The organism is Roseibium sp. (genome assembly GCF_048261595.1).
Taxonomy (GTDB): Bacteria; Pseudomonadota; Alphaproteobacteria; order Rhizobiales; family Stappiaceae; genus Roseibium.
Map to the genome: position 1 here is coordinate 382,098 of NZ_JBLXFW010000003.1, position 23,306 is coordinate 405,403.

Sequence of the window (23,306 nt, forward strand, 5' to 3'; positions counted from 1 at the left end):
CGTCTCCGGCCTACCAATCCATTTCCGTGTTTACTGGATCCCGGATCTTCGGCTTCGCCTGCATCCAGGATGACAACTGAGTTGGGGCTAAGGCCTCGCATCCCCTCATACCGTCGTCCCACGGCTTGACCATGGGATCCATTCCCTGACGGTGCCCCGAGTCAGAGCGGTTCCATGCCGTTGCGGCACAAGCCCCAAAAGCACCCTCCCGCGAGTGCTCCTCACAACACTTCCACTGTTTACCTCAAGCCAGTTTCCCCTTCCCTTTTCGCGCAGGCCTGCTAGAAGGCCCGCACTTGCCTTGGTGGCAGGGCACCGGTCGCAGCCTACCCGGTGGCAGCAGTTTCAGGTTCGCCTGAACGGCTCACGCGAAAACAAGGGTCAACAGATTTGAAAACACTTGTCATCTGCTCCGGCGGACTGGATTCCGTCACGCTTGCGCATAAGGTCGCGCGCGAAAACGAGCTGATCGGCCTCATCTCCTTCGACTATGGCCAGCGCCACAAGAAGGAACTGGCCTACGCCAAGGCCTGTGCCGAGGCTCTGAACACCGAACACACGCTGATAGACATTGCCAATGTCGGCCGTCTTCTCTCCGGGTCCGCGCTCACCGACGATGTCGATGTGCCGGACGGGCACTATGCCGAGGAGAGCATGCGGATCACGGTCGTGCCGAACCGCAACGCCATCATGATGGCGATCGCCTTCGGCATTGCCTCGTCCAAGGGCGCCGAGGCGGTGGCCGCCGCCGTCCATGGCGGCGATCACTTCATCTATCCGGACTGCCGTCCGGGCTTCGTCCAGGCCTTCGAAGAGATGCAGCGCCATGCGCTGGAAGGCATGGGCGAGATCAGGTTCTACGCACCCTTCGTGCACAAGACCAAGGGCGACATTGCCGCCGAAGGCCTCCGCCTCGGGATCGATTTCACCCAGACCTGGTCCTGCTACAAGGGCGGCGAGCACCACTGCGGGCGCTGCGGCACCTGCGTCGAACGGCGCGAGGCGTTCCATCTGGCGGGCGGCGAGGATCCAACTCTTTACGAGGATCCGGACTTCTGGAAGGCGGCCTGCGATGTTTAGGATCTTCAAGGAGTTCCATTTCTCCGCCTCGCATCAGCTTCACGGCCTCGCCGAGGATCACCCCTGCGCCCGCCTGCACGGCCATAACTATGTGGTCGAGGTGGAGCTGAAGTCCGACACACTGGATTCGACTGGCTTCGTCCGCGACTACCGTGAGCTTGGCGCCTTCAAGTCATATGTCGACGATCATCTGGATCATCGACACCTGAATGACGTGCTGGGCGACGACTGCGTGACCGCCGAGCGCATGGCCAAGCATTTCTTCGACTGGTGCAAGGCGCGCTGGCCGGAGGTTTCCGCCGTTCGCGTCAAGGAGACGCCGAAGACCTGCGCCGAGTACCGGCCATGATCGTTGCCATGAACCCTGTCCGGCTGGACAGCGAAACGATCCGCATTTCCGAGATCTTCGGGCCGACGATCCAGGGCGAAGGTGCGCTGATCGGCAAGCCGACGGTCTTCGTGCGCACCGGCGGCTGCGACTACCGCTGTTCCTGGTGCGACACGCTCCATGCGGTCGACAGCGCCTATCGCCACGATTGGGCGCCGATGACACCGGAAGCGATCATGATGCAGGTGGAAATCCTGTCCGGCGGGCGCCCGCTGACCGTGTCGCTCTCCGGCGGCAATCCGGCGATCCAGCCGCTCGGCGGCCTGATCGATCTCGGCCGCGAAAGTGGCTACGATTTCGCACTGGAAACCCAGGGCAGCATCGCCAAGGATTGGTTTTCAAAACTCTCGGTGCTGACGCTGAGCCCAAAGCCGCCGTCAAGCGGCATGAAGACCGACTGGCAGGCATTGGCCGATTGCGTATCGGCTGCCGGCAAGACAACCGAGATCGTGATGAAGGTCGTTGTCTTCGATGACGGCGATTACGCCTTTGCCCGCGAGGTCGCAAACCGTCATTCTGATCTGCCGCTGTTCCTGCAGCCGGGCAATCACACCCCGCCGCCGGCTGAGGAAGAAAACGCCCGCATCGACATGGACGGCATCATGGCTCGCATGCGCTGGCTGATCGACAAGGTGGCCGACGACAAATGGTTCGAGGCAACCGTCCTGCCGCAACTTCACACCCTTATCTGGGGCAACCTTCGCGGAGTTTGATCATGAGCGACAAGTCCATCTACGAAAACCTGACCCAGCTCGGCAGCTCGACGGCCCTGCCGCAGACGCCGGAAGAAGCGGTTCTGGAGAAGGTGCCAAACCCTCAGGAGGGTACGGGCTACCTTGTGCGTTTCACCGCGCCGGAATTCACGTCGCTCTGCCCGATTACCGGCGCTCCGGACTTCGCGCATCTGATGATCGACTACGTTCCGGACAAGTGGCTAGTTGAAAGCAAGTCGCTGAAGCTGTTCCTCGGATCGTTCCGCAATCACGGCGCCTTCCACGAGGACTGTACGGTCTCCATCGGCAAGCGCATCGCCGATCTTCTGGAGCCCAAGTGGTTGCGCATCGGTGGCTACTGGTATCCTCGCGGCGGCATTCCCATCGATGTCTTTTACCAGACCGGACCCCAGCCCGCCGACGTTTGGATCCCGGAACAGGGTGTCCCGCCCTATCGCGGGCGGGGGTGATGGAGCGGCTCGAGCCCTGTGGTTACGTGCAGGGCTCAAGCGTTATGCCGTAGGGCAGTTTCGTCTTTTCGTCGCCGCATGCACCGATGATCCGGTCCGGCGATAGGCCGCTCGCGCCGGTCAAATCGGCTCCGGCCAGTTTTGTGTGACGTAGCAAAGCATCGCCCAGCTTGGTGTCGCGCAGGCTTGCTCCCGTCAGGTTAGCGCTCGAAAGACGCACGCCGGATAGGTCTGCGCCGTCGAAATTTGCTCCCTGGGCCGAAGCACGGTCCAGATCCGCGTTCTTCAGCCGGGCGTTCGAGAAGTCTGCGCCGACCATGATGGATCGCTCGAAGTCGACGTTCTCCATCTTTGCATCGCGGAACAACGCTCCGCTGACATCGGATCGGATCAGGCTTGCCTGACGCAGGTCGGCTCCGGACAGGTCGCTTCCGGCAAGGTTCGTCTCGTTGAGATCCGCATTGCGAAGGTCCGCTTCCTTTAGCCGGGAACGGGCCAGATCGGCTTTTTCCATGTCGACACCGCGCATGGAAGCTTCCGTGAAATCGCTCCCCGAGAGTATTGCCCGTTCCAGTTCGGTACGACGCAGGTCGGCTTCGCGAAAGTTGGAGTTGGCGAGCTCAGCTTCCTTCAGATCGGTCTCGCGAAGGATGGCTTCGGAAAAATCGGCATTTTCGAGCTTCAGGCCACGCAATTCGCGCAGGCGCAGATCGCAATCGGGGCAGCCGCCCTTCGCGATAATGTCCTCCAGACTTTGCGAGAAGGCCGGTTGGGCAAAAAGACCACCGGCGAGCAAAGAAATGCCGATCGTGCGACAAATCTTCCGAGCGTTGGGCAAACGGCGAAGCATCGACTGCATGGAACAATCCCCGGCGAGTTACAAACCTTACTTAGGTGTTCGAACGTCTCTCATGAAGGTACCATAGCGCAAAATACTGAAATAACCGCAACCGGTCAGATCGGTCAGCAGCGATGACATGATCATTTTTCCCATGTTACGCTGTCGGCATTAAAGCGGGATCTGCCGGGAAGCTCCGGCGGGTTTCGCATCCAAACGGGGGCTTGGAATGAAATATTTGACGGCGCTGCTCAGCAGCGGGTTTTTCAGTGTGCTTATGGCGTTTTCCTCACCGGCCGACGCTGCGACAATTCTTGCCAAGATTGATCTTTCGGAACAGGTGATGCGGGTGTACGTCAACGGCTTCCCGCGCCATTCCTGGCCGGTGTCGACCGCGCGAGCCGGTTACCGGACGCCCGTGGGAAGCTTCAAGCCGGGGCGCATGCACGAGCGATATTTCTCGCGCAAGTATGACAATGCGCCGATGCCCCATTCGGTCTTTTTCTATCATGGCTACGCGATCCACGGCACGACGGCAATCAAGTCGCTCGGCCGGCCTGCTTCCCACGGCTGCATCCGTCTGCATCCTGACAATGCCAAGCGGCTGTTCTCGCTGATCTCGGACAACGGCAAAGCCAACACGAAGATCGTCATCACGCGCTGACGAAAGGCGTGTGATCAGACCGAACATGTGAAGGGAGAAGGTTGGAGGGAAGAAACAGGCGGGGTCGCAGTTGCCCGTTTCTTCCATCCAATGTCGCTGACGACGCACAACCTGACAATCAGCGTGCCATACTCTTCGCAAAAGGCTTGCCAGTTTTATTTTGCGCGCCTCGCCACCAGATCTAGATCAGGTTGAAGAGGCAAATCCAAGATGTTGAATTTGTTCAGGTTCTGATAACCCTGCATGCGATGCAAATTGCAAGGCGGCCTGCGAAACTGGGGTTAACGCCGTTTAACGGCGAAGGGGCAATCCGGACGGGTCAGCCGAATTCACCGCGCAGGTCGACGGTGGACCGCTTGCCGATGTCATCGAAATGGCTGTCGATCCATGTTTCAGCAGCGCGCCGCCCCATTGCCTTCAATTCCTTGAGGAATGCCCATTCCGCGTTGACCTTGGACGAGGCCTGCAAGGGCTTTAGCTCATCCGTCGTGACCCGGTGAATGAAGACCTTCATGTATTCATCCTGGGACAGCTTGCCGTCCTCGATGAGCCTGCTGACGAAATCCACGGCGCGGAGTTCCCGCAGGAGTGTGGAGTTGAAGGTTATCTCGTTCAGCCGGTTGAGGATCTCCCGGGCGGTCTTCGGGGTCTCGCGCCGTTCGATCGGGTTGATCTGGATAAGCACGACATCCGGAGTGCCGGTGTTGTAGAACAACGGATAGATGGGAGGATTGCCCATGTAGCCGCCGTCCCAATATGGCTCGCCGTCGATCTCGACCGCCTGGAACAGATGGGGCAGACAGGCGGATGCCATGACCGCATCGAGGGTCACGTCCTTCTCGCTGAAGACGCGGATCTTGCCGGTGAAGACATTGGTCGCGGCAACGAACAGCTTCAGTTTGGAACATCGGTGTACGCGATCGAAATCGACGATGCTCTCGACCACGTCGCGCAAGGGATTGATGTTGAGCGGATTGAACTCGTAGGGCGAGGAGAACCGCGACAACAGCTCGAAGGCGAGGAAACTGGGCGAGAAGTCCAGGCTCCAATGGCCGAGCGCAATGTCGATGGGTGAGCGCTTGATCGGGCTGAGGAAGGCATGCTGGCTGACTTGCCGCCAGAACTCCTCCAGTTTTTCCCGGGCTCCGTCGACACCATTCTCCTGAAAACCGCTGGCGAGTACGACTGCATTCATCGCGCCCGCCGATGTGCCCGTCAGGCCATCGATGACAAAGCGGTTGTCTTCCAGGAAATAGTCAAGAACACCCCAAGTGAAGGCGCCATGAGCGCCTCCCCCTTGAAGAGCCAGGTTGATGCGTTTGGCGGTCATGCATTGTCCTGACTTTGAAAAAGGGGGAGGGCAGTTTTACTGGGCGGTCCAGCCGGCGTCGATCGGCAGAACGGATCCGGTGATCGAGGAGGCATGGTCGGTGCACAGGAACACGGCAAAACCGGCAACCTGTTCGACGGTCACGAATTTCTTGGTCGGCTGTGCCTTCAGGAGGACATCGCGGATGACTTCCTCCTCGGTGATGCCGCGGGCCTTCGCCGTGTCCGGGATCTGCTTTTCCACCAGAGGCGTCCAGACATAAGCCGGGCAGATGGCGTTTACGGTGATGCCCTGCTCTGCGACTTCCAGTGCCACGGTCTTGGTCAGGCCGGCGATGCCGTGCTTGGCTGCGACATATGCGGACTTGTAGGGCGAGGCGACGAGTGCGTGCGCCGAGGCGGTGTTGATGATCCGGCCCCAGCCGCGCTTCTTCATGCCGGGCAGAGCGGCCCGGATGGAGTGGAAGGCGGAGGACAGGTTGATGGCGATGATGGCGTCCCACTTGTCGATCGGGAACTCGTCGACCGGGGAAACATGCTGGATGCCGGCGTTGTTGACCAAGACGTCGACCGAGCCGAGTTCGTTCTCCGCGCTCTCGACCATCTTGGCGATTTCTTCCGGCTTCAGCATGTTTGCCGCCGAGTAGATGCAGCGGACGCCGAAGTCCTTTTCGATGGCAGAGCGTGTCGCCTCGATCTCATCGGCATTGCCGAGGCCATTGATGACGACGTTTGCACCCTGCTCTGCAAGAGCGCGCGCGCATGCCAGTCCGATGCCCGAGGTGGAGCCGGTAACGACGGCGGTTTTGTTCTTCAGCATTTCGATGCCTCCCGAGAAATATCGTTGGCAGACTTTTCACGATGTTTGGCTGCACTGCAACAAGGCATTCGCGGCAATGCGTCAAAATCCGTTGTTCGGCTTTGAAATGTGCTTAGGGGGATTCGGTCAGTCAGCCGTTTGCGAGCTCATCCAGCTCGCGCTCGTCGTGCCCAAATTCAAGGCGCGCTGCATAGTTCTCGCGGACGAAATGATATTGGGCTGCATGCAGGCTGGCGAAGATCCAGACGATGATGACGAGCGTCCCGAGGGGCGCCAGCGTGACGACGAGGAGTTGCTTTGAAAGCTGCGAGATTTCGAAGGAGACGATGCCGTAGATCAGCCCGCCCAATATGGCGAGAAAGACAACTGCGATCAGGCACATGAGCAGGCCCGTCATGCTGAAACTCGCGCCAAGGCCTCTGGTTGCGTGCCAGGACTCCCGGTAGGTCAGCGGGTCGCCGATGGCGGCCGCGGGCAGCACGAGTGCGAAGCGCTGCGCGAGAAGGAGCGTCAGGAAGGCCGACCCGACAAATATAGTAAGGCCGAGGCTGTAGCCGAAGGCATCCATGTCGTTGCCGATCATCGCGTCAGGCATAAGATTGAGCAGAATACTGAACAATATGAAGGTGACCGCGGTGCCGATGCCCGCGGCAATCAGGCCGATGAAGCCAAGAGTGACGAACTTCATGAAGACGGCGAGACTGCCAATCAGAAGGTTGAGCGAGAAGACCGGAGCACCGGCAAGCAGCGTCCGCAGGTAGGCCGTAGCGATGATGAAGCCGCTTGAGACATTGGCGAAGATCGCGAGCAGAACGAGTCCGTCCTCATCGATGGACGGAGCAGGCGCTCCGGAAAGATAGCTCAGGGTCATGAAATCACGGGTGTCGAAGAGCTTGACGCCAATATAGAGATCCAGTGCCACAAGAGCGGCAAGGAACGGCCAGCCGACACGGAGCAGGGTGCCGAGGTTCAGGAATGTCAGTGCCAGGGTCCGGTCCAGTAGAGAAGAAATCATCCCACCCTCGAAAATACCTTCAAATCTGCAGGCAATCATAATGTCTGCAAGGTAAGGGATTCGCTACCGCCGCGTCATTGATGCTTTACGTTCGGTTGATGCGGTTGGCGCCCGCGATCGCCTGTCTAGCCTTGGTCCGGGCAGCCTCACGGCTACGGTCGGCACGGCTATAAACGTCTCGGCTCAGCCCAAGCCTTGCGGCGAAGCGCTCGCGGATAAGGCCGTAGAAGGTGGCGTGCAGGCTGGCAAAGCCCCAGACGCTGAGTAGCATCGCACCCATCGGGAACAGGGCAGAACGGATCTGTTCAAGCGCCGGTTCGCCTAAGGTCAGGGAGCCCGCGCCGAGAAGAAGCAGGTACCAGATGCCGATCAGGCAGGCGGTCAGGAGGCTCATGACAAGTGCGGAAAAGGCCATTGGCCAGCCGAGGCCGCTGGTCGCGCGCCAGCTTTCGCGCAGCGTCAGGGGGTCATCGACCGCAGTTGCCGGCAGGATGACGGAGAATTTCTGCACGACCATCAGCGATATGAAGGGTGCTGCGAACAGAAGTACGAGACCGAGGCCGCCGGTGAACATTCCGATGATGCCCGCTATGAAAAACAGCGGGATGAGCGCCAGAATGCCGATGATGAAGAGCAGGATGGATTTGTAGATGACCCTGAACGTGCGTCTCGAGAGCACGAGCGGAAAGTCGCGAGCGTCGATCAGGATCCGGCGGGCGTAGGCAATGGCGATGGAAAAGCCGACCAACAAGTTGGCAAGGACAGCGAGCAGCCTCAAGCCACCCTCGTCCGGCGTTGCGACCGGTTCTGTCATGTAGGACACGGTCGAGAAGCCGTTTCCCCCGACGAGGGTGGATCCAATCGCTAGATTGATTGCCGCGAGGAAAAGGATATAGGCCCATCCGGTTCTGAACAGGGTGCTCTTGTTGGCCAGTGCCAAGGCTACGGCGCGTTCCAGCAATGTGAAAAACAAGAGGCACCTCCCATGTTTGCACTCAATTGATTGAAGGTAATAACCTTAATCTGAGTTTGAAGGCACGTGCCCCGTTTCTGCGTCGGCAATTTCCATTGCGAGCCGGTAACCCGCAGCGAAGACTGAGGCCAGAAGAACAGTTGACGCGAAATTAAATGCTAATGACAGTGCGTATGCGCTGATTTGCAATATCGGAGGCAGGAACCCGTCGAAAAAGCCGATTAAGAAGTCCAGGATCAATTCAATGATCGTGAAGGGCAGAAGCATGCAAATGCACGCTAAGAAGATAGGCCATGCAAGACCTTGCCCCAGCCTGTTTGCCTGCGAGACTCCGGTATTGTGACCAATCGAAAGTCCGGGCAGCATCAATCCCAGTCTCAACGCAAATGGAATGGTGACAGTCAATGAGGCCATGGCAGCTACCGATAGTAGTCCCATGGCTATGAGAGGAAGCGCAGTTGTCGCCTTCGTTAAAGTGTTTAGTGCGTAGATGGCCGCTGGAGCCGCAATGGATAACGCGAAAATTAGGTTTGATACTATTAAGTACTTCAGCTCGAGCTTTCTGAAACGAAGGTGGATTGCAGGGATTTCTTCGCCAAGAAACGCAAATCTGTTCCACGCCACCGCAATAGATGCAGATGACACGAGCGCTAGAACCCAAATTAATCCTTCGAAAACCTGTGTTTGAAGCGTGCTATCACTGCCTTCAACCGACCAGTTCCACAGTTGTTCGGTCCTGCCGTCGCTAGCAAAGGTTAGAATCAATGTCAGCGTTAACTCGACTGTGAACCAAGCGCCGACAACTCTCAGGGCTTGATGTCGATTCCAGAACACTAGGGAGAAAGCGTCGACGAAGATGCGTTTGAACAAGTGATGCTCCGTAGTCGGCTTGCGGACTTGGCAAAAATTACGATCAGCAGAGCCGGGAACGACATATGCGTCAAGTGCATGCAGGGTGCCGATACCCGCAATGGCTGTGTTGTCCACGGCGCAGCCGTCCGAATGTTCGGCCGATCAGGGCGCGTGCCATTGCCCTTTTCACAAAGGCACACTAATCAGGCGGTAATACTTGCAGGCGCATGAAGCGGCCCCTACTTGGTCCAGAACGGCAGCGAGACGACAAAGCCCCATGATCGACAACTTCGCGAAGCAGATGCCCCGCCGCAAATCCGTTCCGGTGAAGGTTGGCAATGTAACGGTTGGCGGTGACGCACCCATTGTCGTGCAGTCGATGACCAACACCGATACTGCCGATGCAGATGCAACCGTCGCACAGGTGGCGGCCCTTGCCCGCGCGGGCTCCGAGATCGTGCGCATCACGGTCGACCGGCCGGAGGCAGCGGCGCAGGTGCCCCGCATCAAGGAACGGCTTTTGCGCATCGGTATCGACGTGCCCCTGGTCGGCGATTTCCATTACATCGGCCACAAGCTTCTGACTGACTATCCCGATTGCGCGGCTGCGCTCGACAAATACCGGATCAATCCGGGCAATGTCGGCTTCAAGGCCAAGCGCGACACCCAGTTCTCTCAGATCATCGAACTTGCCATGAAGCACGACAAGGCCGTGCGCATCGGCGTCAATTGGGGTTCGCTGGACCAGGAACTTCTGACCAAGCTGATGGATGAGAACTCCGCCAGCGCCAACCCGGTCTCGGCGGCTGCCGTCATGCGCGAGGCCATCATCCAGTCGGGGCTTCTGTCGGCCGAGCGCGCCGAGGCACTGGGCATGGGCCGCGACAAGATCATCCTGTCGGCAAAGGTCAGCCAGGTGCAGGATCTGATCGCGGTTTATGCGGACCTGGCGCGGCGCTGCGATTATGCGCTTCATCTCGGTCTGACCGAAGCGGGCATGGGCACCAAGGGCATCGTGTCCTCGGCGGCCTCAATGGGCATCCTGCTGCAGCAGGGTATCGGCGACACGATCCGCGTTTCTCTGACCCCGGAACCGGGAGGTGACCGGACGCGCGAGGTTCAAGTGGCGCAGGAACTGCTTCAGGTCATGGGCTTTCGCGCCTTCGTGCCGGTGGTTGCGGCATGTCCGGGCTGCGGACGTACGACGTCTACCGTCTTCCAGGAACTTGCCAGCGATATCCAGGACCATATCCGGGTTTCCATGCCGGTCTGGCGCGAGCAATATCCAGGTGTCGAAAGCCTCAACGTGGCGGTCATGGGCTGCATTGTGAATGGTCCGGGTGAATCCAAGCACGCGGACATCGGCATTTCTCTTCCGGGTACGGGTGAAACGCCCGCTGCGCCCGTCTTTGTTGACGGCGAGAAGGTGACAACCCTGCGCGGTGAGGGAATAGCCGACGAGTTCAAGAAGATGGTCCTCGATTATATCGAAAACCGCTATGGACAAGGCTCCGCCCAGTCGGGTTCTGCCGACATCACCTGAGAAAGACGTCTGATGACTCCGATGCCTGGTCAAGAAGATGCCGCGAAGCCGGCCATTCTGGTGATCACTTCCCAGGTCGTGCGCGGCGGCATCAGTGGCCGCGGACTGGTCTTCACCCTGGAGCGCCTCGGCTTCCCTGTCTGGTTCCTGCCGACGGTCCTGCTGCCCTGGCATCCGGGTCATGGCAAGGGAACGCGCATCACGGCACCGGCTGCCGAATTCTCGGCAATTGCCGATGACCTGATCGGCTCGCCGAAGTTGTCGGAGATCGGTGGCATCGTTACCGGCTACCTTGGCGCCGCCGAACAGGCGGAACCCATCGCCCGCCTGATCAAGGCGGTGAAGAAAGCGTCTCCGGAAACACTTTATGTCTGCGATCCGGTGATGGGTGACCATCTCGACAGCGACCGCAGCGGGCTCTATGTGCCGAAGTCGACGGCCGAAGCGATCCGTGATGTTCTCGTTCCGCTTGCCGATGTGGTCACTCCGAATGGTTTCGAACTTGGCTGGTTGACTGGCCGTGACGTGAGCACCGAGCTCAAGGCACTGTCTGCGGCGCGCTCGCTTGGTGCGGAGCGGGTTCTGGTGACGTCGTCCCCGGCTCTGCGCCGCAATTCGATAGCCAATCTTCTAGTTACCCCGAAACGGGCGATAGCCGCCGAGCACGCTGCCGTGCAGAACCCGCCGCACGGAACGGGAGACCTGATGGCAGGCCTGTTCCTCGCCCGTCTTCTGGATGGAATGTCCGACGAGGATGCGCTGGTGCGGGCTGCCGGGTCGACCTTCGAGATGGTTGCCCGCAGCGTCAAGAAGGGCGCCGATGAGCTGCTCTTTGCCGAGGAACAGGTCGCGCTTGGACGCCCGATGTCGCTGGTTTCCAGCCGCAGGGTGCTGGAAACAGTCGGGCGTGGCTGACGGCTGCGCAAAGCGGGTCGCCGGTGTCGACGGCTGCAGGGCCGGGTGGGTTGTCGTATCCAAGCCGATCGGCAGTCCGCAATCCACCGCGGTATCCGTCTTCAGCCGGTTTGCCGATATCCTGGCTCACACGCCCCGGTTCGACATCATTGCCGTCGATATGCCGATCGGGCTCCCTGACCGGATCGGCCGCGATGGCCGTGGCGCGGAAAAGGCAGCACGAAAGCATCTGGGTCAACGCCAGTCGTCAGTCTTCGCGGTTCCTTCACGCGCTGCCGTTTATGAAGAAGATTACCGCGAGTCCTGCCGCGTGGCGCAGGAGACGTCCGATCCGCCCAGGAAGGTCTCCAAGCAGTGCTACTACCTGTTCCCGAAGATTCGTGAGATCGATGCCCTGATGACGCCGGATCTGGAGGATCGTGTCTATGAGGTGCACCCGGAGCTGGCGTTCTGGAGGCTGAACGGCGAGGCGCATATGAGCCTGCCGAAGAAGGTGAAAAGCCGCGCGAACGGTCCGGGGCTGGATCAGCGCGGGGACCTGCTGACTGCCTGCGGTCTGGACGCTGCGTTCCTGAACCAGTCGCTGCCAAGGGGAGCAGGACGGGACGACTTTCTGGATGCGGCTGCCAATTGCCTCATCGCCGAGCGAATTCTCCAAGGCAAGGCGGAGGCATTTCCGCAAGACTACACGCGTGACGGCAAGGGCCTCAGGATGGCGATCTGGGCCTGATTTGGTGTTGAAGTCTGGTCAAGGATCGCCCGCCGATCAGGGCTTGGCGGCAGGTACAATCTCAGTGGCGATCTCGCCGACTTCCGGCGAGGGTGTTTCGTCAGCGGCCTTTGCCCCGAAGGGCACCCAGCGGCTGAAGAAGGACCCGGCCGTGCCGGTGTCTGGCTTTTTCGGGGCGAATGCAGTTTCGACGGTCGTTCCGGGCCGTGGCGCGATGGCACCGGCCGCTGCTTCGGTCGATGCAGTCACGACTTCACTCTCGTCGGAGGGAGCGGCTGCTTCGACGGCTTCTTCGCCGCTGCCGAGAGCGGAAGCGACCTTCGTCTGGGTGTCTTCCCAGCGTTTCTGACGCTCTTCACGAGCGTCGAGCTTGGCGACGATCTGCTGGAACTTTTCCTCATCCTGGCTCTGCTTCTTGGCGACCAGTTGCTGGAGGCGCGGAGAAACCTGGTAATCCGGGCATTTCGCAGATGCCTTGAAGGGAACACCTTCGATTACCGGCGTCGCGTCAAAGACATATTTCTTTTCGCACACGGAAACCTTCGGTGGTACCTGCGTCAGTTCGAAGTGGTCGTAACCGGTCTTCAGCATGCGCCAGAAGTCCATGTGCTCGCTGTTGCGATGCTTGGCCATGTTCTCGGGAGTCATCTTGAAGGGGTAAGCCTGGACCTGAAACGAGCGTTGGCCACCCTTGAAGCTGTCGCGGGCGAGGGCGTAGATATCCTGAACCTGCTGATCGGTCATGGCATAGCAACCGCGCGAGGAGCAGGCGCCATGGACCATCAGGTGAGACCCGGTGCGTCCGTGGGAGCGGTCGTAGGAATTCGGGTAGCCGAGGTTGAACGCCAGGTGGTAGTTCGAGTTCGGGTTCATCAGCCCAGGCGTGATTTCGTAAAAGCCTTCAGGTGCCTGACGGTCGCCTTCCTTGAACTTCGGGCCAAGCTCACCGGACCACTTGCAGATCTCGAATTCGTCGAGCAGCGCAAAACGGCCGTTCCGCTTTTCCTTCCAGACCTCGAGCGTATTCTCCTCTTTGAAGATCCGGATCAGGATCGGGGAGGTCGAGCTCATGTTGAGATCGGTCATTCGCCGCTTGATATCGCTCGAGACGGGGCGCTGGGCCTTGGGGCCATAGCCGAGTTCATCTGCCTGACAACCGACAAGAACGCCGGCCATCAGGATGACTCCACCGATCTTGCCCAGTTTATGTCGCGAGAAACGCCAAGCGGCCATGTCGAGGTCCCAAACTCAAGCTCATCCGTACAACCCGAACCTTGTCCGCCGGATGGGGCGGAGCTGGCCCTGAGTGTTCAAGTCGTAGCCATTTATGGTTGATGTGAGGTTACTTCGATCAGCAACATTCCACCAACCTGTAGTGCGTCCGGGCAGTGAAATGATCCGGAGCCTGCACATGATTGATCAATTCCCAACGTCATTGAATGAGGATTCTGGCCAAACAACGGCAAACGGGGATGCCCAGTGGACATCCCCGCACACAGTTTTGTGAAAATCGGAGTGTTATCGAATCAGGAAAGGGTGCGACCAATCGCCAGGAATTTTTCGCGGCGGTGCTTGCGCAACTCATCCGCGCTCTTGCCTTCCAGATCCTTCAGAGCGGCCTCGATCGAGTTGCCTGCGCGGTCGATCACTGTTTCGCGGGCGCGATGGGCACCGCCAACCGGTTCTTCGACAATGCCGTCAATGACACCAAGCTGCAGGAGATCCTGGGCCGTGATCTTCATGTTGGTGGCGGCATCCTGGGCGCGGGCGCTGTCACGCCACAAAATGGAGGCTGCGCCTTCCGGCGAGATCACAGAATAGATGGCGTGCTCCAGCATCAGCACCTTGTTGGCCGTGGCAATGGCGATCGCACCGCCCGAGCCTCCTTCGCCGATCACAAGAGAAATGCTTGGCGCGCCGAGGCCGAGGCCCATGTCGGTGGAGCGGGCGATGGCTTCGGCCTGGCCGCGCTCTTCAGCGCCAACGCCCGGATAGGCGCCGGCCGTGTCGACAAGAGAAATAACCGGGATTTCGAACCGTTCGGCCATTTCCATGATGCGGACCGCCTTGCGGTAGCCTTCAGGACGGGCCATGCCGAAATTGTGCTTCAGGCGGGATTGGGTGTCCGATCCCTTTTCCTGTGCAAGAACGGCGACGGACTGACCGCGGAAACGGCCCAGGCCGGCGATCAGAGCGTGGTCTTCGGCAAACTTGCGGTCGCCTGCCAGGGGTGTGAAGTCCTCGATCAGGCCAGCGATATAGTCAGCTGCATGAGGGCGGTCCGGGTGACGCGCCACCATGGTCTTCTGCCACGGCGTCAGCTTGGAATACAGATCCTTCAGGGTCTGCGAGGACTTCACCTGAAGGCGCTGGATCTCGTCCTCGACATTGACCGCTTCACCATCTGCCGCAAGTGCGCGCAGTTCCTGGATCTTGCCTTCGATGTCAGCGACGGGTTTTTCGAATTCCAAATAGCTGTGCATGTACTCGTATACCTGGAACAGGCCGCAGCCGGTGCATTCCCGATTGAAGGCGGCCGGTCGGAATTTGGGTCTGGGCAGGGTTTCGCGGCGGCTCGCCTGCCGTTTGCATGGGCTCTAGCAAGAGAAATGTGGCGGCGCAAGAGCCGCGCCGCAAGTGAAACCATGCGGCTAAAGGTTAACGGGCCGCGCTGTCGCTGCCGCTTCCGTCGATTTTCAGCTTCGAGGCTTCAACAACAAGACGCCCGGATTTGGTGTCGATCGAGATGCGATAGGGGATCAGAACGTCGTCGCGCCCCATCGGGGCCAGCCAGGTTTCCATATTCGCCTGCGCCATATACTTGACGCTGTCCTTGGAGGGACGATGGCCCGCAACAGGAACCCACTTGGCCTTGCAAACGACAACCTTGCCATCGTAACCACGTCCGGAGACTTCCCGGGTGCCCTCATAGGACAGCTTGACGTCGAAGCGCGTCCAGCCGTCGAAAATCGGCAGCTTGCGCTTGCAGGCTTCGGGTCCTAGTGCGTTCGAGGCCGAGCGAACCGGCATGAGGGCAGCGCTCAAGGGGTCCATGGCGTTCTGGCGATGCTTGCCGGTAACCTGGATGCGTTCCTTGTTCGGCTTGAACTGGGGGGTCACTTCCATGTTCCGGATGTGCCCCGATCCCTGCTTGAGCGCGACGAAGAAGTCACGATTGGCGGCATGTGACGCCATCTGGTAGTTGGAGGGTACGACTTTCGAACCGACCAGCCATCCAGAGGCCTCGGCGCCGCCTTTACCGGTTGTCAGAAGCGTACCGATGCCCGCGGGCTCAAGGCCGACCTTTGCAGAATAGGCGTTGCCCTGCAGGATGAGTGACAGGCTGCCGCGCCCGACCGTGAAGCCGGCGACAGAAATGTTATACAGGCCGCCAATGCTGCTTTTCTTTGCCTCGGCCGGTTGTGCTGCGACGAGGCCAGCCAGGAACGGCAGGATCAGGAACTGCAGAAACTTCTTTGAACCAGACACGTTTAAAACCTCCGCGTCACCGGATCTGATGACGATGCTGCGCCCCCGCGCTGCCGGAAACCGGCTACCTGCCCAACGAGAGAATCTGCTACGCAAATCACTTGCCGAGCTGCCGCAATTGTCTTCGACTTATGGTAACTCAGCGGTTAACGTAGCATATGGGCGTGCAGCAAACACACTGAATCGCATTCCGTGCGTTTTGAAGCCTTGACGATGGCGCGCTCGGTCAGTATAGCAGGCCAACTTTTTCCGTACAAAAGCCGGAGATGCCGTAGTCGGGCCCAGGTCCGCTCCCTTCCGGTTGCAACTGCCGAGCCCGCATTCGTTGGCCGGCCAGAAGTAAAAAGGTGATAACAATGGCACGCCGTTGCGAACTCTCCGGCAAGGACGTGATGACGGGTAACAACGTCTCGCACGCCAACAACAAGACCCGTCGCCGGTTCCTGCCGAACCTGTGCGTGGTTTCTCTGATGAGCGAAACCCTGGGCGAAACCTTCCAGCTGCGTATCAGCGCACATGCTCTGCGTTCCGTCGAGCACCGTGGTGGTCTTGATGCGTACCTGATGAAGGCTTCTGACGACGGTCTGTCCCAGAAGGCTCGCCAGATCAAGGCAAGCATCAAGCGTCAGCAGGCTGAAGCCGCTGCTGCCTGATACCCTCCCAAAGGGTTGAAGACATGCTGAATTCCCGGAGTTTCTCCGTGGCCAAGTTCGCCATCGCGGTCCTCGCGATGGCGACTGTCGTTGTGGCCTCCAATTTCCTGGTGCAGTTCCCGGTCGAAGGAATGCTCGGTGCGATCAATCTCGCCGACATTCTGACATGGGGGGCCTTCACCTATCCGGCCGCTTTCCTGGTCACGGACCTGACCAACCGCCGCTTCGGACCGTCGGCGGCCCGTATCGTCGTGGTTGTCGGTTTCTTGGTTGCCGTTGTCCTGTCGATCTGGCTGGCCACGCCGCGCATAGCGATTGCATCTGGCGCGGCGTTCCTGGTGGCGCAGCTTCTTGACGTGTCAGTGTTCGATCGCTTGCGCCGTGCGACGTGGTGGAAAGCCCCGATCGTTTCGTCGCTGCTCGGGTCGATCGTCGACACGGTCCTGTTCTTCTCGCTGGCCTTTGCGGCCGTATTCTCGTCAAGCCTCGGTTTTCATGACGAGTTTTCCGTCGAGGTCGCGCCGCTGTTCGGTGTCTTTGCCGTTGAGTCCCCCCGCTGGGTCTCTTGGGCGCTCGGTGACTTTGCGGTGAAAATTCTGGTCGCCGTCGCGCTGCTTGCGCCATATCGGATCGTCCTGACGTTCCTTAGGCCGACCTCGGAAAACGCCGCTGCCTGAGGGCCAAGAGGCGCTCAAGAAGACAAAATGAAAAAAGGCGCCCATCGGCGCCTTTTTTGTTGTCAGGTCAGACGCGCTGTCAGGAGGCGAAGGCCGACGGCTCCGAAGACAGCCGCGAAGAGCCCGTTGAACACGCGATATAGTCTCGAGTACCCCCTGCGCAGAGCGGGGACCGCAAAGAGCCAGCCGTAGCCGAGAAAGACCGTGGTGCTCATCATGCCAATCATTGTGATGACCGGGACGAGCTCGGCGAAGGTTGAGTTCGCGGGAACGCCGATCGAATAGAGCGATCCGAAAAACAGGATGGCTTTCGGGTTGGTGAGGTGCAGTGCGTACCCCTTCCGAAAAGCAGCTGCAAGCGAGCCAACCTGAATGGGGCTGACCTGCTTATCAGTTGGAAACAACGTCGCCTTTGCCGCCTTGAAACCCATGAACAGCAGATAGCCTGCTCCGACATAACGAACGGTTTCAAGGATCCATGCGTTGTGCAGCATGAGCGTTCCAAGGCCGAGTGCCGCGGTGATAGACCAGGTCAGTGATCCGCAGAGGACGCCGCTCGCAAGCACCATTCCGTACTTCCGGCCCGATGCCATTGATGTTCCCGCAATTGCGAGTGTCGCAGGTCCGGGACTTGCCAGGGCAACGATCGCAACGCTGAAGATGAGCGGATAATTGATAACGTCCATTATATCCATCTCAGGCTTTTGAGGGCTATTCGTCGTCCAGTTTGAACCTTAGCAGCAATGTCCGCTGGAGGATCGACCGGTTGTTGTCCGACAGAAGCGTGAGGATGGTTTCGCCGTTCTGTCCCTCATGGATGGCGACGCCCTCCATGTTGTCGATCTGATAGCCGTAGTCGGCCTCCATGAGCACGTCTCCGGTCAGCATCGCCCCAGGCGTGATGTTCTCAGCCTTGAATCTTCGCAGGCGCATGCCGACGAGGTCGCGCAGATTGAAGCGTCGTTCGAGGATCAATAGATCTCCTCGTGACAGGAAGGCTGCGTCGGTCACGTCGTAGCGGTCACTACGGACGACCGTGAAGGTGTCTTGCCTGCCATCCTTCAGCAGGAATCCCGGGATGTTGACGTCGCCCTCTGCTCCGCGCTCTGCAATGGCCAGAAGGGTTCCTGCCAGCGGCGATCCGGCCGGAGCTATCGCCATGGCTTCCAGACCCTTGCTTCCTCGCAGGGACTTGATGTCTTCGGAAACCTCGAGCTCCTCGATCATCCGCTCGGTGCCAGTGACAAGCGGCCATGGGAATCGGAAAATGCCGTTGTACTGTTCCGCGGAGACGAGAATGCTGTCGCGATCGATTGCAAGGGCTTCAGTGTCGTGGCGCCAGCCGTCCCGGAGCGGTTTTCCTTTTGTATCGAGCAGTGGGGCCAAGCGGGCATCAGCAATGCCGGTGGGGACGCCGTCGTCGTTCTGTTCCACGCTGGCTGCGAACCACAGTCCGTTGTCAGTCACTGCAAGGATTTCTCCGCCGGCCTCAAGGCTCAGCAAAGCGGAAAGCCCTCCCACGTCCCGATTCGTCGACAACAGTTCCAGTCCGCCGAGAAAGGTCAGCGGCCCAAACGTGCGGAGGTCCCGGCCGATCTGAAATCTTTCGATCGGTTTTGTCTTGACCGCAACCGCTTCGGCATCGGTCAGAAGCGCCTTGGCTGCCAACGCTGGGATGGCCGTGGAGCCGACGATAACGCAGATGGATGCGGCGACGGCGGACAGGAAGCGATCTCGCCGCAAGCCTCTTGTGCCGCCCACGCTCATCAGCGCCGTCCCGAGGCTGAGCGCTTGCGGCCACGCCCGCGGGTCAATGCCGCCTGCTGGGCCTCGTCATCGAAGAGGTCGGCAAGCTGGTCTGTCATGGCACCGGCCAATTCTTCGGCGTCAACGATGGTGACCGCGCGGCGATAGTAGCGGGTCACGTCATGGCCGATGCCGATGGCGATCAACTCAACCGGAGAACGGTTCTCGATTTCCTCGATGACATGGCGCAGGTGCCGTTCCAGGTAGTTGCCCGGGTTCACCGACAAGGTGCAATCGTCGACCGGCGCGCCGTCCGAGATCATCATCAGGATACGGCGCTGCTCTGGTCGTCCGAGCAGGCGCTCGTGAGCCCAGGTCAGTGCCTCTCCGTCGATGTTTTCCTTGAGCAGGCCTTCGCGCATCATCAGGCCGAGATTGCGGCGCGCGCGGCGCCAGGGTGCATCGGCTGACTTGTAGATGATATGGCGCAGATCGTTGAGGCGGCCCGGCGTTGCCGGCTTGCCTTCGGCGAGCCATGCCTCGCGGGATTGTCCGCCCTTCCAGGCCTTGGTTGTGAAGCCGAGGATCTCGACCTTCACGCCGCACCGCTCGAGCGTGCGGGCCAGAATGTCGGCGCAGGTCGCGGCAACCGTGATCGGGCGGCCGCGCATGGAGCCGGAATTATCGATCAGCAGGGTGACGACCGTGTCGCGGAACTTCGTGTCCTGTTCCTGTTTGAAGGCAAGCGGAGACATGGGATCGGTAATCGCACGCGTCAGGCGAGCCGTGTCCAGAATTCCTTCTTCCAGATCGAAGTCCCAGGAGCGGTTCTGCTGGGCCATCAGCTTGCGCTGCAATCGGTTGGCCAGCCGCGCGACGGCGCCTTGAAGGTTCGTCAGCTGCTTGTCGAGGAAACCGCGCAGGCGGTCCAGCTCGGCAATGTCGCAGAGATCCTCGGCGGTCACGATCTCATCAAACTGGGTGCTGAACACCTTGTAGTCCGAAAGCGGCGGGCGGTTGGACAATGGGTGATCCTGACGGTCGCTCTCGCCGGCATCCTCCGCAGCGTCGGCCATATCGTCTTCGGCGAAATCGTCCATTTCGCTGTCGGCCGCTTCCTGCTCCCCGGCGTCCTGTTCTTCGCCGGACATTTCCATGTCCTGCGGAGCGCCTTCCTGCTCTCCGGTGTCTTCTTCGCTCTCGCCGCCGGTCTCGGACTCGTCGTTGTTGCCGTCGTCCTCGCTCTGGTCCGGATCTTCATCGTGATCCCGATCGCTGATGTCATCCGCCATGTCGAGAGCAGCCAGCAGTTTGTGAATCTGGCTGGCAAAGGCGTCCTGATCTTCGACGCGGCTCACGAGGCGGTCGAGATCCAGTCCTGCCTTGTCCTCGATCCAGCCACGCCACATGTCGACGAGTTTGGTCGCGCTTGGCGGGGGCGGGGCGCCGGTCAGACGTTCACGGACCATGAGGGCTACCGCATCGTGCAGCGGAGCTTCCTCGCGGCTGACGATTTCCGGGGCATTTGCCTTCTTGTAGCGGTCGTCCAGCATTGCATTGATGTTGCTGAGAACGCCTTCCATGCGCAGTGAACCGACCGCGTCACAGCGGGCCTGCTCCACGGCTTCGTAGATTGCGCGCGCATCCGCTCCGTTTGGTGCCTTGCGAGCGTGGATCTTCGGGTCGTGGCAGGCAAGCTTCAGTGCCATGGAATCGCCAAGGCCGCGCGTGACCGCGATCTCTGCCTTGGTCAGCTTGCGCGATGGCTCCGGCAGGCGAGCGGTCGCCCCGGACAATCCGGGCCGGTCACCCGAAAAGATGACCTCAAGCTCGGGCTCTCCGGCAATCGCCCGGATCGTTCCGGTCACGGACTGCTTGAACGGCTCGTTCGGTGGTGCGGACTTGGCGCCCGGATTTGAGTTGCTACCCGGCCCAGACATTCTGTCCTCAGCTCATCACGACGTTGACGGAGGACTCGGGAAGTTCCTCGCCGAAACAACGCTGGTAGAACTCGGCGACCAGCGCCTGCTCCATGTCGTCGCACTTGTTCAGGAAGGTCAGGCGGAACGCAAAACCGACGTCGCCGAAGATGTTGGCGTTTTCGGCCCAGGTGATGACCGTACGCGGGCTCATGACGGTCGACAGATCGCCGTTGATGAAGGCGTTACGGGTCATGTCCGCAAGGCGTACCATCTTGGAGACGATCGCGCGGCCTTCGGCGTTCTGGTAGTGCTTTGCCTTGGACAAAACGATGTCGACTTCGTTGTCATGGGGCAGATAGTTCAGCGTGGTGACGATTGACCAGCGATCCATCTGCGCCTGGTTGATCTGCTGTGTGCCATGATAGAGACCGGAGGTGTCGCCCAGGCCGACCGTGTTTGCCGTCGCGAACAGGCGGAAGGCCGGGTGAGGACGGATCACGCGTGACTGGTCGAGCAGCGTCAGGCGTCCCGAGGACTCCAGAATACGCTGGATGACAAACATCACGTCCGGACGGCCGGCGTCGTATTCGTCAAAGACCAGAGCCACGTTGTGCTGGTAGGCCCAGGGCAGGATGCCATCACGGAATTCGGTGATCTGCTTGCCGTCTTTCAGAACGATGGCGTCCTTGCCGACAAGGTCGATACGGGAAACGTGGCTGTCCAGGTTGATACGGATACAGGGCCAGTTGAGGCGCGCTGCGACCTGTTCGATATGGGTCGACTTGCCCGTGCCGTGGTAGCCCGTGACCATGACGCGGCGGTTATGTGCGAAGCCTGCCAGGATCGCCAGCGTGGTCGCGCGGTCAAACAGGTAATCCGGATCGGTTTCCGGCACATGCTCGGACGGGGCCGAGAAAGCGGGTACCTTGAGATCGCTCTTGAAGCCGAAGACTTCCTCAACGGAGATTTCGGTATCCGGCATGCTCGCAGCCGCGCTCGTCATTTCAGTCATCGGTCCTCCGCTGCCTCGGCTTGGCCGGGTCGGGTGTTTGGGAAGGGCCCCTGCGGATGCACGGGCGAGGTCGGAGCTCATTCAGGAGCTAACAAAATCCGGCTTTCTTCAGGACATTATACGCCTGAATAATCTCGCGTAGACGGTCTTCACTGGAGCGATCGCCGCCGTTGGCGTCCGGATGATTCAATTTCACAAGTTCTTTATAGCGCGCCTTGATCTCATCACCACGGGCATTGTGCCCTAGATTGAGCACATCCAGCGATCGCTTTTCAAGAGCGAGAAGCTTTCTCTGACGTGGTTGATGGGTCGAGGCGTGGCGGCGTTGCGCGTTGGCTCGCATATGGGCGCGCGGGTCGTATCCGTCAGGACCGTCGGCGGCCTGCCGGTTGACGCCCATTTTCCAGGTTGGTCGATGCCCGGTGAGGGAGTCCTTCTGATAGCTGCGCACGTCGTCGTCGCCCATGCCGGTGAAATAGTTGTACGACTTGTTGTACTCGCGTACGTGGTCGACGCAGAAACGGAAATACTGCCCTTCACGGTTGCGGCCCTTTGGGGCGCGGTGGACGCCCGGCCGGTCGCAGCCCGGGTGTTCGCAGGCGGGATGCAAGTCTTCATCGACCCGATCCTTGTCGGGTTTGACGCGAATGCTGTCGAAGATCTTCGAATCCAGTTTCATTCAAACACTTGTTGCCGTGGTGCGGGGTTCGGGTTGGCGCGGCAGAAAGAAAACCCCGGCGTTGTCAGACTCAAGAGGCGGATCATATCACCTTTCGGCGGAGCGATGAAACGCCGAGAAGGAAAACTTCTGGATCGTCCCGAATGGTGTCGGGTGGAGATGATCCCTTGTTTCCAGTAAGGCGAAGCCGGGCCCGAATACCTCGGCAAGGCTATGTGCATCATGTTGCCGCACCGCCAGACCGGAGCATTTTTCAGGCCCGCCAATGGCAAATGTGCCGATCACCAGGAGGCCGCCGGGTTTCAATGCCTTGTGAACGACGGCGGCGTAGCGGGCCTGGTCTTCCGGTGCGGTCAGAAAGTGGAATGCAGCCCGGTCATGCCAGACATCGAACGTCATGGAAGGATCCCAGTCGAGGACATCGCTGACGATCCATTCAACTGCCTCTGCCTTGTCTCCGAGGCGGGTCTTGGAGACTTCGAGGGCCGCGCCCGAGATGTCGAGTACCGCCATGTGCCCATGGCGCCGTTCCATGAGCCGGTCGATCAAAAAAGACGCGCCGCCGCCGATGTCGACGATGGAAGGTTCCTCGCACCCAGTGTGGCGGTTGATCAGGTCAAGCGAAACGGACGGTGTCTCCTCGTACCAACTAACGTTGGTGCTGTTCTTCTCAGCCCAGGCGTTCTGCCAGTGGGTCTTGCGCGCTTTGTGAGACATGTTTGGTCTTGCCGTGGGTGCTTCTGTCACGGGTTATATATGGAACGTCCCGATTGCGGCTCAAGCCGATTGACGGACGAT

General features: G+C 59.9%; 25 protein-coding genes. 10 read left to right on the plus strand and 15 right to left on the minus strand.

What is annotated here, in order from left to right; all coding sequences use genetic code 11:
- The first annotated feature begins 333 nt into the window (after window positions 1–333).
- Genes queC through queF form a run of 4 tightly spaced genes read left to right on the plus strand, consistent with a single transcriptional unit; the run spans window position 334 to window position 2,651 of the window.
- Window positions 334–1,080 (plus strand): 7-cyano-7-deazaguanine synthase QueC, encoded by a 747-nt coding sequence (queC, locus tag ACN0SY_RS12945; protein ID WP_417687649.1) that lies wholly within the window; start codon window positions 334–336, stop codon window positions 1,078–1,080.
- The gene (queD, locus tag ACN0SY_RS12950; RefSeq protein WP_417687651.1) at window positions 1,073–1,429 is read left to right on the plus strand and encodes a 6-carboxytetrahydropterin synthase QueD; all 357 of its coding nucleotides are present in this window, start codon (window positions 1,073–1,075) and stop codon (window positions 1,427–1,429) included. Before queC ends, queD begins: the two co-directional genes overlap by 8 nt.
- Entirely contained in the window at window positions 1,426–2,181 is a 756-nt protein-coding gene (gene queE, locus ACN0SY_RS12955; protein WP_417687653.1) for a 7-carboxy-7-deazaguanine synthase QueE, read from the plus strand. Before queD ends, queE begins: the two co-directional genes overlap by 4 nt.
- 2 nt (window positions 2,182–2,183) lie before the next feature.
- Window positions 2,184–2,651: a preQ(1) synthase gene (gene queF, locus ACN0SY_RS12960; RefSeq protein WP_417687655.1), complete on the plus strand. Its 468-nt coding sequence runs from the start codon at window positions 2,184–2,186 to the stop codon at window positions 2,649–2,651.
- Window positions 2,652–2,673: 22 nt separating this feature from the next.
- On the opposite strand, the gene ACN0SY_RS12965 is transcribed toward queF, so the two are convergent.
- The gene (locus ACN0SY_RS12965; protein WP_417687657.1) at window positions 2,674–3,510 is read right to left on the minus strand and encodes a pentapeptide repeat-containing protein; all 837 of its coding nucleotides are present in this window, start codon (window positions 3,508–3,510) and stop codon (window positions 2,674–2,676) included.
- Between the two features lie 208 nt (window positions 3,511–3,718).
- Between ACN0SY_RS12965 and ACN0SY_RS12970 the strand changes: the two genes are divergently transcribed.
- Entirely contained in the window at window positions 3,719–4,153 is a 435-nt protein-coding gene (locus ACN0SY_RS12970) for a L,D-transpeptidase (protein ID WP_417687659.1), read from the plus strand.
- Window positions 4,154–4,472: 319 nt separating this feature from the next.
- On the opposite strand, the gene ACN0SY_RS12975 is transcribed toward ACN0SY_RS12970, so the two are convergent.
- The 5 genes from ACN0SY_RS12975 to ACN0SY_RS12995 all read right to left on the minus strand — a co-directional run bounded on the left by ACN0SY_RS12975 (window position 4,473) and on the right by ACN0SY_RS12995 (window position 9,277).
- Window positions 4,473–5,483, minus strand: a complete 1,011-nt coding sequence (locus ACN0SY_RS12975) for a patatin-like phospholipase family protein (protein ID WP_417687661.1) — start codon at window positions 5,481–5,483, stop codon at window positions 4,473–4,475.
- A 36-nt stretch (window positions 5,484–5,519) separates the two neighbouring features.
- Window positions 5,520–6,302 carry a 3-hydroxybutyrate dehydrogenase gene (locus ACN0SY_RS12980; protein ID WP_417687663.1) on the minus strand — a complete coding sequence of 261 codons (783 nt, stop codon included), beginning with the start codon at window positions 6,300–6,302 and terminating at the stop codon, window positions 5,520–5,522.
- 130 nt (window positions 6,303–6,432) lie between these two features.
- Window positions 6,433–7,317, minus strand: a complete 885-nt coding sequence (locus ACN0SY_RS12985) for a hypothetical protein (protein ID WP_417687665.1) — start codon at window positions 7,315–7,317, stop codon at window positions 6,433–6,435.
- Window positions 7,318–7,402: 85 nt separating this feature from the next.
- Window positions 7,403–8,290, minus strand: a complete 888-nt coding sequence (locus tag ACN0SY_RS12990) for a 4-hydroxy-3-methylbut-2-en-1-yl diphosphate synthase (RefSeq protein ID WP_417687667.1) — start codon at window positions 8,288–8,290, stop codon at window positions 7,403–7,405.
- A gap of 45 nt (window positions 8,291–8,335) precedes the next feature.
- Window positions 8,336–9,277, minus strand: coding sequence for a hypothetical protein (locus tag ACN0SY_RS12995; RefSeq protein ID WP_417687669.1), 942 nt, complete (start codon window positions 9,275–9,277; stop codon window positions 8,336–8,338).
- A gap of 142 nt (window positions 9,278–9,419) precedes the next feature.
- Between ACN0SY_RS12995 and ispG the strand changes: the two genes are divergently transcribed.
- Genes ispG through ACN0SY_RS13010 form a run of 3 tightly spaced genes read left to right on the plus strand, consistent with a single transcriptional unit; the run spans window position 9,420 to window position 12,330 of the window.
- Window positions 9,420–10,685, plus strand: coding sequence for a flavodoxin-dependent (E)-4-hydroxy-3-methylbut-2-enyl-diphosphate synthase (gene ispG / locus ACN0SY_RS13000; protein ID WP_417687670.1), 1,266 nt, complete (start codon window positions 9,420–9,422; stop codon window positions 10,683–10,685).
- 21 nt (window positions 10,686–10,706) lie between these two features.
- Complete coding sequence (gene pdxY / locus ACN0SY_RS13005; protein ID WP_417687672.1) at window positions 10,707–11,600, plus strand: pyridoxal kinase; 894 nt, start codon at window positions 10,707–10,709, stop codon at window positions 11,598–11,600.
- Window positions 11,593–12,330 carry a DUF429 domain-containing protein gene (locus ACN0SY_RS13010; protein WP_417687674.1) on the plus strand — a complete coding sequence of 246 codons (738 nt, stop codon included), beginning with the start codon at window positions 11,593–11,595 and terminating at the stop codon, window positions 12,328–12,330. The genes pdxY and ACN0SY_RS13010 overlap by 8 nt, the downstream gene beginning before the upstream one ends.
- 36 nt (window positions 12,331–12,366) lie before the next feature.
- Here the strand turns inward: ACN0SY_RS13010 and ACN0SY_RS13015 are convergent, their stop codons facing one another.
- The 3 genes from ACN0SY_RS13015 to ACN0SY_RS13025 all read right to left on the minus strand — a co-directional run bounded on the left by ACN0SY_RS13015 (window position 12,367) and on the right by ACN0SY_RS13025 (window position 15,819).
- Window positions 12,367–13,563 carry a L,D-transpeptidase family protein gene (locus tag ACN0SY_RS13015; protein ID WP_417687676.1) on the minus strand — a complete coding sequence of 399 codons (1,197 nt, stop codon included), beginning with the start codon at window positions 13,561–13,563 and terminating at the stop codon, window positions 12,367–12,369.
- Between the two features lie 293 nt (window positions 13,564–13,856).
- Window positions 13,857–14,813: an acetyl-CoA carboxylase carboxyltransferase subunit alpha gene (locus ACN0SY_RS13020; protein WP_417687678.1), complete on the minus strand. Its 957-nt coding sequence runs from the start codon at window positions 14,811–14,813 to the stop codon at window positions 13,857–13,859.
- A gap of 175 nt (window positions 14,814–14,988) precedes the next feature.
- The gene (locus ACN0SY_RS13025) at window positions 14,989–15,819 is read right to left on the minus strand and encodes a DUF3108 domain-containing protein (RefSeq protein WP_417687680.1); all 831 of its coding nucleotides are present in this window, start codon (window positions 15,817–15,819) and stop codon (window positions 14,989–14,991) included.
- A gap of 356 nt (window positions 15,820–16,175) precedes the next feature.
- Between ACN0SY_RS13025 and rpmB the strand changes: the two genes are divergently transcribed.
- Both rpmB and ACN0SY_RS13035 read left to right on the plus strand, forming a co-directional pair.
- Window positions 16,176–16,472, plus strand: coding sequence for a 50S ribosomal protein L28 (gene rpmB, locus ACN0SY_RS13030; RefSeq protein ID WP_417687682.1), 297 nt, complete (start codon window positions 16,176–16,178; stop codon window positions 16,470–16,472).
- Window positions 16,473–16,495: 23 nt separating this feature from the next.
- Window positions 16,496–17,149: a VUT family protein gene (locus ACN0SY_RS13035; protein ID WP_417687684.1), complete on the plus strand. Its 654-nt coding sequence runs from the start codon at window positions 16,496–16,498 to the stop codon at window positions 17,147–17,149.
- 62 nt (window positions 17,150–17,211) lie between these two features.
- Here the strand turns inward: ACN0SY_RS13035 and ACN0SY_RS13040 are convergent, their stop codons facing one another.
- The 6 genes from ACN0SY_RS13040 to ACN0SY_RS13065 form a co-directional block, all read right to left on the minus strand.
- The gene (locus ACN0SY_RS13040) at window positions 17,212–17,835 is read right to left on the minus strand and encodes a LysE family translocator (protein WP_417687686.1); all 624 of its coding nucleotides are present in this window, start codon (window positions 17,833–17,835) and stop codon (window positions 17,212–17,214) included.
- A gap of 25 nt (window positions 17,836–17,860) precedes the next feature.
- Window positions 17,861–18,916 (minus strand): esterase-like activity of phytase family protein, encoded by a 1,056-nt coding sequence (locus ACN0SY_RS13045; RefSeq protein WP_417687688.1) that lies wholly within the window; start codon window positions 18,914–18,916, stop codon window positions 17,861–17,863.
- Window positions 18,916–20,835 carry a cobaltochelatase subunit CobT gene (cobT, locus tag ACN0SY_RS13050; RefSeq protein ID WP_417687690.1) on the minus strand — a complete coding sequence of 640 codons (1,920 nt, stop codon included), beginning with the start codon at window positions 20,833–20,835 and terminating at the stop codon, window positions 18,916–18,918. The genes ACN0SY_RS13045 and cobT overlap by 1 nt, the downstream gene beginning before the upstream one ends.
- Window positions 20,836–20,842: 7 nt before the next feature.
- On the minus strand, window positions 20,843–21,829 hold the full coding sequence (cobS, locus tag ACN0SY_RS13055) for a cobaltochelatase subunit CobS (RefSeq protein WP_417687692.1): 987 nt from the start codon (window positions 21,827–21,829) through the stop codon (window positions 20,843–20,845).
- Window positions 21,830–21,917: 88 nt separating this feature from the next.
- Window positions 21,918–22,508, minus strand: coding sequence for a J domain-containing protein (locus ACN0SY_RS13060; protein ID WP_417687694.1), 591 nt, complete (start codon window positions 22,506–22,508; stop codon window positions 21,918–21,920).
- Window positions 22,509–22,595: 87 nt separating this feature from the next.
- Window positions 22,596–23,225: a class I SAM-dependent methyltransferase gene (locus ACN0SY_RS13065; protein WP_417687696.1), complete on the minus strand. Its 630-nt coding sequence runs from the start codon at window positions 23,223–23,225 to the stop codon at window positions 22,596–22,598.
- Window positions 23,226–23,306 lie beyond the last annotated feature (81 nt).

Bases quoted from the DNA above. Each gene is read 5' to 3' on its own strand.
- queD (WP_417687651.1), top strand. From the start codon at position 1,073: ATGTTTAGGATCTTCAAGGAGTTCCATTTCTCCGCCTCGCATCAGCTT.
- queE (WP_417687653.1), top strand. From the start codon at position 1,426: ATGATCGTTGCCATGAACCCTGTCCGGCTGGACAGCGAAACGATCCGC.
- queF (WP_417687655.1), top strand. From the start codon at position 2,184: ATGAGCGACAAGTCCATCTACGAAAACCTGACCCAGCTCGGCAGCTCG.
- ACN0SY_RS12965 (WP_417687657.1), bottom strand. From the start codon at position 3,510: ATGCAGTCGATGCTTCGCCGTTTGCCCAACGCTCGGAAGATTTGTCGC.
- ACN0SY_RS12970 (WP_417687659.1), top strand. From the start codon at position 3,719: ATGAAATATTTGACGGCGCTGCTCAGCAGCGGGTTTTTCAGTGTGCTT.
- ACN0SY_RS12975 (WP_417687661.1), bottom strand. From the start codon at position 5,483: ATGACCGCCAAACGCATCAACCTGGCTCTTCAAGGGGGAGGCGCTCAT.
- ACN0SY_RS12980 (WP_417687663.1), bottom strand. From the start codon at position 6,302: ATGCTGAAGAACAAAACCGCCGTCGTTACCGGCTCCACCTCGGGCATC.
- ACN0SY_RS12985 (WP_417687665.1), bottom strand. From the start codon at position 7,317: ATGATTTCTTCTCTACTGGACCGGACCCTGGCACTGACATTCCTGAAC.
- ispG (WP_417687670.1), top strand. From the start codon at position 9,420: ATGATCGACAACTTCGCGAAGCAGATGCCCCGCCGCAAATCCGTTCCG.
- pdxY (WP_417687672.1), top strand. From the start codon at position 10,707: ATGCCTGGTCAAGAAGATGCCGCGAAGCCGGCCATTCTGGTGATCACT.
- ACN0SY_RS13015 (WP_417687676.1), bottom strand. From the start codon at position 13,563: ATGGCCGCTTGGCGTTTCTCGCGACATAAACTGGGCAAGATCGGTGGA.
- ACN0SY_RS13020 (WP_417687678.1), bottom strand. From the start codon at position 14,813: ATGCACAGCTATTTGGAATTCGAAAAACCCGTCGCTGACATCGAAGGC.
- rpmB (WP_417687682.1), top strand. From the start codon at position 16,176: ATGGCACGCCGTTGCGAACTCTCCGGCAAGGACGTGATGACGGGTAAC.
- ACN0SY_RS13035 (WP_417687684.1), top strand. From the start codon at position 16,496: ATGCTGAATTCCCGGAGTTTCTCCGTGGCCAAGTTCGCCATCGCGGTC.
- ACN0SY_RS13040 (WP_417687686.1), bottom strand. From the start codon at position 17,835: ATGGACGTTATCAATTATCCGCTCATCTTCAGCGTTGCGATCGTTGCC.
- ACN0SY_RS13045 (WP_417687688.1), bottom strand. From the start codon at position 18,916: ATGAGCGTGGGCGGCACAAGAGGCTTGCGGCGAGATCGCTTCCTGTCC.
- cobT (WP_417687690.1), bottom strand. From the start codon at position 20,835: ATGTCTGGGCCGGGTAGCAACTCAAATCCGGGCGCCAAGTCCGCACCA.
- cobS (WP_417687692.1), bottom strand. From the start codon at position 21,829: ATGACTGAAATGACGAGCGCGGCTGCGAGCATGCCGGATACCGAAATC.
- ACN0SY_RS13060 (WP_417687694.1), bottom strand. From the start codon at position 22,508: ATGAAACTGGATTCGAAGATCTTCGACAGCATTCGCGTCAAACCCGAC.
- ACN0SY_RS13065 (WP_417687696.1), bottom strand. From the start codon at position 23,225: ATGTCTCACAAAGCGCGCAAGACCCACTGGCAGAACGCCTGGGCTGAG.